This window comes from Myxococcus sp. CA039A (assembly GCF_013336645.1).
In the GTDB taxonomy this organism is placed as follows: Bacteria; Myxococcota; Myxococcia; order Myxococcales; family Myxococcaceae; genus Myxococcus; species Myxococcus llanfairpwllgwyngyllgogerychwyrndrobwllllantysiliogogogochensis.
The window spans coordinates 1-14248 of sequence record NZ_JABUMQ010000299.1 but is presented as its reverse complement, the minus strand read 5'-3'; the positions used below and the strand labels follow the sequence as shown (position 1 = coordinate 14248).

9 protein-coding genes are annotated in these 14248 nt (G+C 71.2%); 2 read left to right on the top strand and 7 right to left on the bottom strand.

Annotated features, from left to right (window positions below; all coding sequences use genetic code 11):
- The coding region (locus tag HR086_RS36450; protein WP_174467925.1) for a serine/threonine-protein kinase PknK at positions 1-3431 on the top strand (3431 nt) is incomplete at its 5' end.
- Entirely contained in the window at positions 3424-4311 is an 888-nt protein-coding gene (locus tag HR086_RS36445; protein ID WP_371745644.1) for a methyltransferase domain-containing protein, read from the top strand. The genes HR086_RS36450 and HR086_RS36445, both read left to right, overlap by 8 nt.
- Here the strand turns inward: HR086_RS36445 and HR086_RS36440 are convergent.
- From HR086_RS36440 to HR086_RS36410, 7 genes are all read right to left on the bottom strand, one after another.
- Positions 4301-5137, bottom strand: coding sequence for an SDR family oxidoreductase (locus HR086_RS36440; RefSeq protein WP_141645848.1), 837 nt, complete (start codon positions 5135-5137; stop codon positions 4301-4303). The genes HR086_RS36445 and HR086_RS36440 overlap by 11 nt on opposite strands.
- Positions 5138-5162: 25 nt before the next feature.
- Positions 5163-5921, bottom strand: coding sequence for a lysophospholipid acyltransferase family protein (locus tag HR086_RS36435; RefSeq protein ID WP_174458186.1), 759 nt, complete (start codon positions 5919-5921; stop codon positions 5163-5165).
- Positions 5918-6886: a 3-oxoacyl-ACP synthase III family protein gene (locus HR086_RS36430; protein ID WP_141645846.1), complete on the bottom strand. Its 969-nt coding sequence runs from the start codon at positions 6884-6886 to the stop codon at positions 5918-5920. The genes HR086_RS36435 and HR086_RS36430 overlap by 4 nt, the downstream gene beginning before the upstream one ends.
- Positions 6883-8802 carry a patatin-like phospholipase family protein gene (locus HR086_RS36425; protein WP_141645845.1) on the bottom strand — a complete coding sequence of 640 codons (1920 nt, stop codon included), beginning with the start codon at positions 8800-8802 and terminating at the stop codon, positions 6883-6885. The genes HR086_RS36430 and HR086_RS36425 overlap by 4 nt, the downstream gene beginning before the upstream one ends.
- 78 nt (positions 8803-8880) lie before the next feature.
- Entirely contained in the window at positions 8881-12054 is a 3174-nt protein-coding gene (locus HR086_RS36420; RefSeq protein ID WP_174467924.1) for an efflux RND transporter permease subunit, read from the bottom strand.
- Between the two features lie 9 nt (positions 12055-12063).
- Entirely contained in the window at positions 12064-13209 is a 1146-nt protein-coding gene (locus tag HR086_RS36415; RefSeq protein WP_174467923.1) for an efflux RND transporter periplasmic adaptor subunit, read from the bottom strand.
- A partial coding sequence (locus tag HR086_RS36410; protein WP_174467922.1) for a TolC family protein occupies positions 13197-14248 on the bottom strand: 1052 nt, incomplete at its 5' end. The genes HR086_RS36415 and HR086_RS36410, both read right to left, overlap by 13 nt.

The following is a 14248-nucleotide window of genomic DNA, read 5'->3' as shown; positions in this document are numbered from 1 at the left end:
GGGGCGGGGCGGGCACGGTGTGGCGCGCGCAGGACTTGCTGAACGGCCCGGTCGCCATCAAGCGGCTGCACAAGACGGTGGAAGACCTGGTGAAGCCGCCCGTGGGCGAGAACACCCCGTCCTCCGCCGCGCGCCATGAGCTGGCGCTGTCGCTGGCCCACGAGTTCCAGACGCTGGCGTCGGTGAGACATCCCCACGTCATCAGCGTGCTCGACTACGGCTTCGACGCCGAGCACCGGCCGTACCTGGCCATGGACCTGCTGGAGGATGCGCGGCACCTGGTGCAGGCGGGCGTGAATCAGCCGCTCGACGTGCAGGTGGACCTGCTGGTGCAGACGCTCCAGGCGCTCGCGTACCTGCACCGCCGAGGCATCATCCACCGCGACCTCAAGCCCGCCAACGTGCTGGTGGCGCGTGGGCAGGTGAAGGTGCTCGACTTCGGGCTCGCCGTGGGACGCGAGCAGGTGCACCGCGCGCAGCCGGGCGGCACGCCAGGCTATCTGGCGCCGGAGCTGTTCGAGGACCAGCCTCCCTCGGAGGTGACGGACCTCTTCAGCGTGGGCGCCATGGCGTGCCAGATGATTTTCGGACGGCTGCCCTTCGACGGGAAGGCCCCGCCGGCGCCCCCGGACTTCCCGGAGGCGCTGCACGAGGTGCTGGAGCGCCTGGTCTCCAAGGACTCGCGGCGGCGGCCTCGCAGCGCGGACGAGGTGATTGCTGCGCTGTGCGCGGCCACCCATCGCCCGGTGCCCGCGGAGTCCGTCACCACGCGCGAGAGCTTCCTGCAGGCCGCGCGCTACGTGGGCCGCGCGCGCGAGCTGTCGCTGTTGTCCTCCGTGCTGGACGCGGCGCTGCTGGGGCATGGCGGCGGGCTGCTGGTGGGTGGAGAGAGCGGGGTGGGCAAGTCGCGCCTGCTCGACGAGCTGCGGCCCCTGGCGCTGGTGCGCGGCGCGGTGGTGTTGCGCGGCCAGGCGGTGGCGGCGGGCGGCAGTCCGTATCAGGAGTGGCGCCCGGTGCTGCGCTGGCTGTCCATCCTCACGCCGTTGGATGACCGCGAGGCCAGCATCCTCAAGCCGCTGGTGCCGGACCTGGAGCTCATCCTGGGGCGCGCCGTGCCGGACCCCGCGGAGCTGGGCGCGGAGATGGCGCAGGCGCGCCTGCTGCAAGTGGTGGAGGACATCTTCTCCCGGCTGACGCAGCCCACGGTGGTGCTCCTGGAGGATTTGCACTGGGCCCACGGGGAGTCGCTGCTGTTGCTGTCTCGGCTCGCCGCTCGCGCCACGGGGTTGCCGTTGCTGCTCCTGGGCAGCTTCCGCGACGACGAGGCGCCCACGCTGCCCACGCAGCTTCCAGGCCTGGACGTGCTGCGGCTGCCCCGGCTGGACGCGGGCGAAATCGCCGTCCTCAGCGAGTCGATGATTGGCCCGGCCGGTGGGCGGCCGCACCTGGTGGAGCTGTTGCGCCGCGAGACGGAGGGCAACCCGTTCTTCCTGGTGGAGGTGGCGAGAGCGCTGGCGGAGGAGGCGGGCGGGTTGGACCGGCTGGGCGACATGCCGCTGCCGGAGCGCGTCTTCGCGGGCGGCGTGCGACGGCTGGTGCGGCGGCGCCTGGAGAAGGTGTCCGCCAGCTCGCGGGACCTGCTGCGCGTGGCCGCCATCGTCGGGCGACAGGTGGACGTGGCGCTCTTGAGGCACGCGGCGCCCGGCGTGGATGTGGAGCGCTGGCTGTCGTACTGCGCGGCGGCGGCGGTGCTGGACGTGGCGGACGGACACTGGCGCTTCGCGCACGACAAGCTGCGCGAGGGCGTGCTGGAGGAGTTGGCCGCGGCGGAGCGCCCGCTGTTGCACCGCCGGGTGGCGGAGGCGATGGAGGCGGCGCACCGCGATGGCTCGGAGCGGACGGCGGCGCTCTGCTACCACTGGGGCGAGGCGGGCGACTCGACGCGCGAGGCCGAGTACGCGCAGCGCGCCGGTGAAGAGGCCCTGCGGGTGGGTGCCTGTCGCGAGGCGCTGCCCTTCCTCGCGCGTGCGCTGGAGCGGGTGCCCGCGCGCGACGCGCTGCACCTGGGCCACCTGGAGGCGCTGCTGGCCGAGGCGCGCTTCCAGTTGGGCGAGCTGGCCGCGTTCCGGGGACACGCGGAGCGGGCGCTGCGGCACTTCGGCTGGCCGGTGCCCACCACGCGCATGGGCTGGGCCCTGGGCACGCTGGTGCAGGTGGGCCTGCGGCTGGCGCAGAGCGCGCGGCCGGACGCGTACGACGTGGAGACGGAGGAGCGGCGGCGGGTGCGTCGCGTCGCTGGCCGCTTGTTGATGCGGCTGACCGACGCGTTCATCTACGGGCAGGAGGCGCTGCCCGTGCTCTGGGCGGGCCTGCGCATGCTCAACCTGTGTGAGCCCGCGGGCGCGTCGTCGGAGCTGGCGCGCGGCTACACCAACATGGCGGTGGTGGCGGGCACGGTGCCGGTGCGTCCGGTGGCGGAGGCGTGGGTGGGGCGGGCGCGCGAGGTGGCCGAGCGCATGGGCAACCCCGCGGACCTGGCCTACGTGCTGTGTCGCAACGCCGTGTACTCGACGTACATGGCGCGGTGGGCGGAGGCGGAGGCGTGGCTGGAGCGGGCCATCGGCATCGTCGACTCGGTGGGTGACCTGCGGCTCGCGGAGGAGTGCCGCGCGCTCCTCACGGTGGTGTCCTGCTACCAGGGGAAGTTCCACCGGGGCCTGCCGCTGATGGACTGGCTGGAGCACTCGGCGCGGCGGCGCGGGGCGCTCCAGACGCAGCACTGGGCGCTGCACTACCAGGGGTACATCCATCTGCGCCTGGGGGAGCACGCGCGCTCTCGCGCGGCCCTGGAGCAGACGGTGGTCTGGACGGAGGCGCAGGGCGGCCTCACCGACCGCATCATCCTGGATGGCTCGCTGGCGCTCCTGCGGCTGCGCGAGGGAGACCTGGCCGGCGCGCGGGTGGCGGCGGAGAAGGCCCTGGCGAAGCTGGTGGCCGGAAAGTCGGTGGCGCACTTCATCTACTTCCCCGTCACGGCGGTGGCGGAGGTGCTGCTCACCCTCTGGGAACTCGAGGGGGGCCGCGACGTGTCGCTGCTGGAGAACGCGCGGGCGGCGTGCCGCGCGGTGGAGAGCTTCGCCAAGGTGTTCCTCTTCGCGCAGCCCGCGGCGAAGCTGTGGCGCGGGTTGGAGGCGTGGCTGTCGGGTGACGCGCCTCGCGCGTACGAGGCGTGGCGCGAGTGTGTCGCCATGTCGACGGCGAAGGAGACGGCGTACGAGGAGGCTCGCGCGCGGTTCGAGCTGGCGCGGCACCTGCCGCCCGAGGACCCGGCGAGACGTCCGCACCTGACACGCGCACTGGAGCGCTTCGAACACATGGGCGCGCAGGACGACCTGGCCCGGGCGAGGGTGCTACAAAGTCCGGGTGCGTAGCGGATTGGAAGCAGGGGACGTCGCGTTGCTGGCCTGCCCGGCCTGCGCCGGGACACTGGTGTTCCACGGCCAGCAGGAGGAAGGCCGCCTGTCGTGGGGCTGGCTGCGCTGCGGAGGGTGCGGTGAGGCGTGGCCGGTGAAGCGCGGACTCGCGCGGCTGTATCGCGAGGAGTCGGTGCGCGGCACGGACCGGCTGATGCGCGTCATCTACGACGGGCTGCCGGCGCTGCATGACCCGCTGACGAAGGTGCTGACGCCGCTGCTCCAGTCCGTCACCGAGTCGAAGATGCGCGCGGGCTACATCCGGCGCCTGGAGCTGGGCGCCTTGCCCCCCTCGTCGGACGATGGAGCGCCCCTTCGCATCCTGGAGGTGGGCGTGGGCGCCGGAGCGAACCTGCCGCTCATCCGTCGCGAGCTGGGCGCGGGACAGGAGGTCCAGGTCTGGGGCGTGGACCTGAGCGAGGGGATGCTGGGCCGCTGCCAGCATCGGCTGCGCAAGGGGAGCTACCCGGGCGTGCGGTTGATGATGGCGGACGGGCACTCGCTGCCGTTTCCCTCGGGCATGTTCGACCGGGTGCTGAGCGTGGGAGGAATTGGCGGCTATCGAGACCCGGCCGCGGGACTGCGAGAGCTGGCGCGCGTGGCGAAGCCGGGCACGCCGGTGGTGGTGGTGGACGAGCAGCTGGACGCGGCCCACCGACCCTCGCTCCTCCAGCGCGCCGCGTTCCGAGCGATAACGTTCTACACGCGCGACGCGCACTGTCCCCGGGAGCTCTTGCCCTCCCGCGCGACGGACGTGCTGGAGGAACAGGTGTCGCCGTTCTTCTACTGCCTGCGCTTCCGGATGCCGAAGCTCGCGGTGGTTCCCGTCACGGGTTGAGCACCAGGTCCAACAGACGCAGCGTCATGCCGCCGGTGAAGTCGATGGTGGCGCCGTTGAACCAGCCCGCCTCGTCACCGGTGAGCACGCCGACGAAGTTCGCCACCTCCTCCACCGTGCACATGCGTCCCGCGGGATTCATGCGCGCGTGGGCCGCCTCCAGTCGCACCAGGGCCTCGGGTGAGTACACGTGTTTCAGCGCGGGCGTGAGCACCGTGCCGAACTTGAGCAGGTTCACCCGGTGCCCCTTGCCGCCCAGCTCCATCGCCAGATAACGCACGTACATCTCCAGCGCCGCCTTCGACGCGCTGATGAGCGCCGTGTTCGACAGGTGCGTCTCGTCCAGCGAGTTCTGCAACCCCAGGAGCCGCGCGTCCGGCGCAAGCATGTCCTCGGCCACCAGCGCCTGCGCCCAGTACACGAACGAGTGCGCCATCGTGTCGAACGTCCTGCGCATGCGCCGCGCGTGGAGCCGGTCCTCGCCCTCCGACAGGAACCGCCCCACCGATGCGCCTGCAATCGAGTGGACGAAGAGCTTCACCGAGCGCGGCCCCGCCACCTCGCGCAAGGCCTGCACACCCGCCTCCGCCGCCTCGGGCGTGGACGCGTCCGCCTGCCACAGCAGCGCGCGTCGTCCGGCCTCCTTCACCTGACGTTCCACCAGCGCCGCGTTGTCCACGTAGCGGCCCCGGTGGACTCCAAACACATCCAGCCCCGGCTTGCGCGCCACCGCGTTGGCAATCGCCGCGCCGGTGCCCGAAGAGGCCCCCAGGATGAGCGCCCATGGTCGCTCTCCCTTGCCTCTCTCCTCCTCCGAGTCGCTCATCGCCCCTCTGCCTTCCCTGCCTCGCTCAGTCCATCGCCTCGGGCCGCCGGCCGCGTGCCCGGTCCAAGAGCGCCTGCACGGCGCCCGCCACTTCCTGGTGTGCTGCCAACATCGACTCTCGCTTGCCCGCGTCGAAGCCCGGCTCCAGATGACGCGTCAGCGGCTCCCCCACCCACTGCGTCATCTTCACGGGAAAGGGCAGCGACAGCGGCCACACCCCCGTCGCGCCCAGGCCCAGCCACAGCGGCAGCCGCGCCGGCATCCCCATGCGTCTGCCCAGCGCGTACCCGTCATTGAGGCCCAGGTATGCGTCATCCATGCCGCTGCCTCCCACGGGGACGATGGGCAGCCGGTAACGCACCGCCAGCCGCAGGTAGCCCAGCCGCTCGCCCCAGCTCACCTGGTAGCGATGCCGGTAGCTGCGACATCCCTCGCGCGTGCCTCCAGGTTGCAACAGCACGTGCTCGCCTCGCGCCACCGCCTCCGCCAGCCGGGGGTCATCTCCGGTGACGAAGCCCAGCCCGTCCACCACCGCGCGCATCCCGGGGATGCGCTCGAAGGCGCCGTGCGCCACGCCGTGTGGCAGGTAGCCCAGGTGCTCATGCAACGTCACCGTCAACATGCAGAGGTCCACCGCGAGGGGGCGCCCGTGGTAGCCGACGATGAGCTTGGCGCCAGGACGCAAGAGCGGCTCCAGGTTCACCACCTCGTAGCGGTGGTAGCGCCGCAGCCACCCGAAGGCGCCCAGCCACGCGGCGAGAGGCAGCCCACCGGCGCGCGTCATCCTCCCACCCGGTACAGCACCGCGCCGTGCGCCACGCCCGCGCCCACGCCCACCATCAGGACGCGGTCCCCGGCCTTCACCGGCCGCGTGCGCCACAGGCGGTCCAGGCTCGTGGGCAGCGACGCGGAGCCCACGCTGCCCACCGTGTCCACGACGCGCACCCCGCGCGCCGCCTCCACGCCCATCGCATCCAGGACGACCTCCAGCATCCGCCCGTTGGGCTGGTGTGTCAGCACCCACTCCACGTCGCGCAGGGCCACCTGGGCTTCCTCCAACACCGTGCGCGCGGCGCGCAGCAGCGCGTCCAGCGCCACGCGCGTCATCTCCTTGCTGGGCGTCAGGAAGCGCATCCGCTCCGGCTTGCCCGTCGCGTGCGGGTTCTCCAGCACCACGTCCGTCGGCAGCGAGCCGTCGTTGCCCAGCGCCACGCCCAGCACGCCTTCCCCAGGCCGTCCGGCCCCGAGCACCGCGGCGGCGGCGGCGTCTCCCAGCACCAGGTAGGGCCTGGGGTCGTCTGGCGTCGTCGTGCGCGACAGCAGCTCCACCGAGACGACGCCCACCGGCCCCAGCCCCGTCGCCACCGAGCGCGCCGCGAGGTCGAACGCGCTCAGGAAGCCCATGCACGCGTTGCTCAGGTCCATCGCGTCGCAGCTCCCCGACAGGCCCAGCGCCGCGGCCACCCGGTTCGCGGTGGCGGGCGTGGTGACATCCCCGCCCATGGACGAGACGCAGAAGATGCGCCGCAGCGCCTTCGCCTCCAGTCCCGCGGCGACCAGCGCGCCGTGGAGTGCCTCGGCCGCGACGTCCGCCGCCTTCGTCCCCGGTGGCGCGAAGTGCCGCGAGCGGATGCCCGTCTTGCGCAGCACCTCCGTCGCGTCACGGCCCACGCGCGCGCACAGCTCCTCGGTCGTCACGGCCGGGCCGGGTTGCAGGCTCGCCGTTCCCAGGATTCGCACGGGAATCATGCCGCCTGCTGTCCTCCACAGCGCCGCCCGTGGGGACCGCAGTGCAGGCGCATCTGCTCCCAGTGGGCGCGCAGCTCCGTGAGCTTCCAGGCCAGCGCTTCATCCGACGCGGCGCGCTTCAGGATGTCTCGCGCCTTGGTGAACTCCATCGCCGTTCTCAGCGGAGTGTCCGCTGACTGGATGTCGTAACTCACGTCCGCCATCAAGCTCTCCGCGTCACCGCTGCGATGCAACAGCAACACACCGCTGGCAACAAGGTCCAGCGCCCTCGATACAGGATTGAGACCCGCGAGGAATCGGCCCACCCGGCTCTCCGGCATCCAGGCTGTTTCACGCAGGCCGAAGGGAAAGATGTTGCTGGAGAACACCAGGTCCGCGCCCGCGCTCACCAACACGCTCGCGGGCACCATGCTGGTGAAGGCTCCGTCCACGTAGCGTGCGGGAGGCACCAGCGTGGGCGCCCAGAGTCCGGGCGCCGAGCCACTCGCGCGCACTCCCCGTGCCACGGGGCCGCGCTCCAGCGCCACGCACTCGCCGCTCGTCAGGTCCGTCGCCACCGGGAGGAAGCGGATGGGCAGCTCCTCCAGCCCCACGGCTCCCAAATCTTGCGTCACCAGGTGCTCCAGCGAGTACGTGGTGAAGACCGCCGCCATCGCCGCCAGCGACAGCCGGTGGCTCATGGCCCGCTCCTCCAGGCGGTGCAGGCCCTCCAGGCCGCTGTGGCCATCCAGCGCGGTGCCGCAGAAGTAGGCCCCCACCAGCGAGCCCATGCTGGAGCTGCTGATGAAGTCCACCGGCACGCGGTGCTCCACCAGCCAGCGCAGGATGTGGACATGGTAGAAGCCCCACACTCCGCCGCCGCTGAGCGCCAGTCCCACGCGACGGTGGGTGATGGCCCGGGCCCAGCGTGATAGCGCGTCCCGCTCCGCGGGGCTCAGGCCCACCTCCGTCAACGGCCTTGCGTCCACCTTCAGCGTCGCCAGTCGTCGCAGGTCCATCCGCAGGCGACAGGGCGGCAGGACATGCGCGTCCGCGCGGGGGCCTTCATGGGGTCGGCCTCGCAGCTCGGCTTCCCGCGTCGGATGTCTCGGGTCGATGACCACCGTGGGCAGCACGCGGTCCTTTCCAGGGCGCGGCACCCGGGTGTTCTCATGGTGTGTCACCAGGAGCACGTGCTTGTCCACGAGCGGCGCGCTGCCCGTCACCTGACAGCCGTCCAGGAAGACGTAATGCGGGTCGTGCTCCCGGGCCAGCTCCCGCAGGCGCGCCACGCTCAGGCGTCCCGGCGCCCCTGGTTCGGACGCCGGCACCGTGGCGCGCAGCACTCCGTCCGCGCCCTTCACCGGCAGCTCGTCCGAGCCCGACTCCGCCGTGCGCACCAGCAACACCCGGTCCTTGAAGTCGTGGGTGATGACCTTGGCCACCAGCTCGATGAGCTCGGACAGCGGCGTGTCCCGCACCTCGCTCGCGAACGTCACCACCTCCACCTGCGGCAGCGGGTCCTCCTGCTTCGGTGGCTCCGCGTGAGCCAGCAGTCGCTTCAGGTCCTGCCTCAGCCCCGCGCGTGCCTGGACGAGCGTCCACACGCCATCGCGTGGAAAGAAGAGGCCCTTGCAGGCGGTCGCCGCGCGCGCGGTGACGGAGTAGTGGCCGCCCATCAGCGCCTCGAACCCGAGTGGGGTTCCAGGACGCAGTGTCAGCAGCAATTCGCCGTCACGGTGTGCCTCCAGCTCTCCTTCGAGCAGCAGGAAGAAGCCGTGGGCCTCCTGGCCTTCCTCGCACAGCACCGTGTCCTTGGCCCAGGTGACATCCCAGGCCACATCCAACATCTGGAGGAGGACGGTGTTGCTGGTGTGCCGCAATGCGGGAGCGCGCTTGAGCGCGTACAGCCGACGACGCTGGACGTCGAGGGGCATGGAGCGGGCCATGAATCGCCGGAGGATAGCGAACCCTCCGGCTTGGGATATTGGGTCGTATCGGCCCCGCCACGTGGCTCAGGCCGGCTGCGGACGCGGCGGCTCGTTGGGCGGTGGTGTTCCTCCGCCATCGGGCCGTGCGTGTTCGTGCCGCTTGAGGAGTCGGGAGCGCGTGGACTCCACCACCGCGTACAGCACGGGGATGAAGATGAGGTTGACGAAGGTCGACAGCAACATGCCGCCGAACACGGTGGTCCCCAGGGACTTGCGCGCCGCCGCGCCCGCGCCCGAGGCGAGCACCAGCGGCACCACGCCCATGAGGAAGGCGAACGACGTCATCAGGATGGGACGCAGGCGCGTGCGCGCGGACTCGGTCGCGGAGTCCATCACGCTCCTTCCCTCGTGACGCAGCTGCTCGGCGAACTCGACGATGAGGATGGCGTTCTTGCTGGAGAGTCCGACGAGCATCACAAGCCCCACCTGGCAGAAGACGTCGTTCTGCAGGCCGCGCAGGTTCTGGAACCCGAGCGCACCCAGCATGGCCACCGGCACCCCGAGGAGGATGACGAAGGGCAGCGCGAAGCTCTCATACTGCGCGGAGAGGACCAGGAACACGAACACGATACCGAGTCCGAAGATGAGGAGCACGCGCCCACCCGCCTCCTTCTGCTCCAGCGACAGGCCCGTCCACTCGTAGGTGTACCCCTCCGGCAGCACCTCGCGCGCCGCGCCCTCCATGGCCTCCAGCGCCGCGCCGCTGCTGGAGCCCGGGGCCGCCTGCCCGTTCAATTCCGCGGAGCGATACAGGTTGTAGTGCTGGATGTTCTGCGCGCTGGTGATGGGCTTGATTCGCACCAGGGCCTCCAGCGGCACCATGTCCCCGCCCGCCGAGCGCACATAGAGCGCGCCAATGTCCCTGGGCTCGCTGCGGAAGGGCATCGCCGCCTGCACGTACACGCGATACACGCGGCTGGAGAAGGTGAAGTCGTTGACGTACTGGCTGCCCAGGTACACCTGGAGCGTGGAGAAGAGCGAGTCCAACGGCACGCCGAGCGACAGCGCCTTCTCCCGGTCCACCTGGATATCGAGCAGCGGCGTGTTGGCGGTGAAGGAGGAGAACACCCCGCGCAGCACCGGGGCCTGGTTGGCCTTGCCCACCAGCGCCTCCGTCGTCTTCGCCAGGTCCGACAGGGAGCGTCCGCCCAGCTGGTCCTCCAGGACGAACTCGAAGCCGCCCACGCTGCCCACGCCTCGGATGGCCGGAGGCTGGAAGGGCAGCACGCGCGCGCCGCCAATGCCGATGAGCGGACCGCGCAGCCGCTCCACCAGGCCCGCCACGCTCTCCTCGCGCGTCTTGCGCTCGTCCCAGGGCTTCAGGTTGACGAAGAGGGTGCCGTAGTTGGCGCCGGTGCCCAGGAGCGAGAAGCCGCCCACGGTGAAGATGTCCACCACTTCGGGCTGCTTCTTCAGCACGTCCTCCGTCTGGAGCAGCACCCGCCGCGTGTAGTCGAGCGACGTGCCCTCCGGGCCCTGCACGGCGACGATGATGTAGCCCTGGTCCTCGTCCGGGATGAAGCCGGAGGGCGTGGCCCGGTACACCAGCACGGTCCCGACGAGGCACAACGCGAACACGATGACCACCGGCCACTTCAGCGGGCCGATGAGCTTCTCCAGGAGCCGGCCATAGCTGTCGCGGAAGCGGTCCATGCCCTTGTCGAACTTGCGGAACGCCAGCCACTTCTGGCCCTCTTGAGGCCGCAGCAGCCGGGCGCACAGGGCGGGGGAGAGCGTCAGCGCCACCAGCGCGGAGAGGCTGATGGAGAAGGCGAGGGTGAGCGCGAACTGGCGGTAGATGGAGCCGGTGGTGCCCGGGAAGAAGGACACCGGGACGAACACCGCGGACAGCACCAGGGCGATGGCCACCACGGCGCCGGCCACCTGCCGCATGCCCCGCTGCGTGGCCTCGCGCGGCGAGTAGCCCTCCTCCATGGTGCGCTCCACGTTCTCGATGACGACGATGGCGTCGTCGACCACCAGACCCGTGGCCAGCGTGAGGCCGAAGAGGGTGAGGGTGTTGAGCGAGAAGCCGAACGCGCTGACGAAGAGGAAGGTGCCAATCAGTGACACCGGCAGCGTGGTGGCGACCACCAGCACGCTGCGCCAGCCGTGCAGGAAGATGAAGATGACCAGCACGACGAGGAGCACCGCCTCGCCCAGCGTGACGAGCACCTCTTCAATCGACGCCTGCACCGCGACGGTGGTGTCGAAGGCGGCCTCGTACTTCATGCCCGGGGGGAAGCTCTTCTGCAGGCGGTTGAGCTCCGCGACGACGCCGTCGCGCACCTCCAGCGCGTTGGAGCCCGGGAGCTGGAAGATGCCCAGGCCCACGGCGTCCCGGCCGTTGAAGCGCAGCAACTGCGCGTAGTTCTCCGCGCCCAGCTCCACCCGGCCCACGTCCCGCACCCGCACCAGCGAGCCATCCTGGCCACGCTGCACCACGATGGCCCCGAACTGCTCCGCCGTGGCGAGCTGCCCCTGCACCTGCAACGTGAACTGGAAGTTCTGCCCCGGAGGCGCCGGCTCCTGGCCCACCTGTCCGGCGCCCACCTGCACGTTCTGCGTGCTCAGCGCCGCCACCACGTCGGAGGCCTGCAGCCTGCGCCGCGCCAGCTCCGTCGGGTCCAGCCACAGCCGCATCGCGAAGCGCCGCTCGCCGAAGATGCGCACATCGCCCACGCCCTTTACGCGCAGGAGCGCGTCGCGGATGTAGACGTCCGCGTAGTTGCTCAGGAAGCCCGTGTCGTAGCGGTTCTCCGCGTCGAACAGGCCAAAGGCCATGAGCAGCTGCGTCTGCGCCTTGTTGACGGTGATGCCCAGCGCGTTGACGGCGGCGGGGAGCTGCGGCGACGCGGTGGCCACGCGGTTCTGTACGTCCACCGCCGCGATGTCCAAGTCCCGGTCCTGGTCGAACGTCACGGTGATGCTGCTCTGCCCCGTGTTGCTGCTGGTGGAGGAGATGTAGCGCATCCCCTGGACGCCGTTGAGCTGGCGCTCCAGCACCGTCGTCACGGCGCTCTCCACCGTCTCCGCCGACGCGCCGATGTACGTCGCCGTCACCTGCACTTCCGGCAGCGACAGGTCCGGGTACTGCTCGATGGGCAGCGAGGGGATGCTGATGGCCCCCGTCAGCGTGATGAGGATGGACAGCACGCTGGCGAAGATGGGCCTGCGGATGAAGAAGTCAGTGAACATGCCGTCCTCTCACTGGCCCGCGTCGGAGGCGCCGCCCACACCCTGGCCCTCGGGCTTCGCGGGCGTGGGTTTGATGGGCTGGCCATCGCGCAGCAACTGCAACCCCGTCACCACCACCTGGGCCCCGGCGTCCAGCCCTCCCGTCACCTCGTAGTCGTTGCCCGTGACTTCTCCCACGTCCAGTGGCGTGCGCTGCGCGACGGTGCCTCCGTCGGCCGAGCCCACCAGGTACACGAAGGACTGGCTGCTGATTTGCGTCACCGCGACGGTGGGCACGGTGAGCGCCTCGCGCGATGCGTACACCACGCGCGCGCGCACCAGTTGCCCCGCGCGCAGCCTGCCCGTGTTCTCGAAGGCGGCCTTCACCTCCACCAACTGCGTCGTCGCGGCGGGCGTGGGCGCCACGAAGAAGGCGGGCGCGGACACCAGCACCTTGCCTTCCGTGTCCAGCACCTCCAGCGGAGTCTTCCCCACCTGCACGCGCTGGGCGCGGTCCACCGGCACCTGCACGGACAGCTCCAGCACCTTGCTCTGGTCCAGCGAGGTGAGCCGCGTCTGCGGCGTGACGTAGTCGCCCACCTTCACCGGGATGTCTCCCACCACGCCCGCGAAGGGCGCGCTCACCTCGTAGAAGCCGAGCTGCACGCGCTGCGACTGGATTTGCGCTTCAATCGCCCGCGCGCTCGCCTCCGCCTGCTGCGCCTGCGCCACCGCCTGGTCATAGTCCTGGCGGCTCTGGAGCCCTTCCTTGAGCAGCTGCGCGCTGCGCTCCCGGGTGCGCCGGGCGAACTCGCGCTGCGCCAGCGCCGACGCGCGCTGGGCCTGGGTGGCGCGCAGCCCCGCCTGCTCCCTGCGCGGGTCCACCACCAGCAGCACCTCGTTGCGCTGCGCACGAGAGCCGGGGCGCACCGGAATCGCCTGCACGTAGCCGGCGACCTGGGGATACAGGGAGATGCTGCTGCGGGAGATGAGCGTGCCCACGTACTCGCCCGCCTCCTGCACCTCGCCGGGCGACAGCGCCAGCGTCTGCACGGACAGGGCCGTCCCCGCGCCGGCCTGCCCGCCCTGGGGGGCGTCTCCCTCCTTCGAGCCCTTGCACCCCGCCAGCGCCAGCGCCACCGCGCACCCCGCGCCCCATCTCCTCACCAGTCGCATGCCGCCTCCGCAAGGAATGCCTCGACGCGCGCCTGCTCCAGCTGGAACTCGCGCACCACCAGCGCCAGCTCCGCCTGTCGCAGCGCCGCCGCTGTCTGGATGAGCTCCAGGCTGGTGCCCGTGCCCACCTCGAAACTGCGTCGGGTGAGCCTGTCGTTCTCCTCGGCCAGTACCCGCTCCTGCGACGAGATGTCCCGCGAGGCCTGGGAGACCTTCACGCCACGCCGCGCCTGGGTGACTTCCACCGTGACGGAGCGCTCCAGTTGAACCACCTGCTGGCGCGCGACCTCCGCCTCCGCGCGGGACTGTCGCAGCAGTCCCTCGCGTGCCCCGCCGTCCCAGAAGGGCAAGAGCAGGCTGGCTCCGATGTTCCAGATGGGCACGTTGACGAAGTCTTCCTCCACGGTGAGGGCAATGGTCGTGCTCGTCAGCGATATCGAGGGCGCGTACTGCGCCTTCACCGAGCTGACCTGCCGCTGCGCCACCCTGAAGCGCGAGCGCGCCGCCGCCAGGTCCGAGCGCCCCTCCAGTTCTGGAAGCTGGCGGCAGTCCTTCCGCGCGCTCTGGAGCAGTTCGTCCACGCGCACGCCCTTCGCCAGGCCCACCGCCTGCGGCAACCCGAGTGCGAGCCCGAGCGCCTCGCGCGCCTGTCGCAGATTCTCGTCACCCAACACGACGAGGGCGCGCGCGGACTCGGCGTCCTGCTTCACGCGCACCACGTCCAACCGGGTGCCCGCGCCCAAATCCAACCGACGCTGCGCGAGGGCGAGCCGCTCCAGCGCGGTGCGCAGGTTGACGCGGTTGACCTCGGCCAGTCGCTCCTGCGCGGCCACCTGCACCAGCGCCCGGGCGAGCGCGCCGCTGAGCTGACGCCGCGTCTCCGCGAGCGACCACGCCGCGGCGCGCTGGGCCTCCCGCGCCGTGCGCCGTGCGTCAATGGCCTGCAGGTCGAACAGCGGCACGGAGGCCGAGAGGATTCCCGCGAACGGCGGCTGAGTGGGTCTCAGGGCGCTGTCCGTCCCCGTGCCCCCGCCGACAC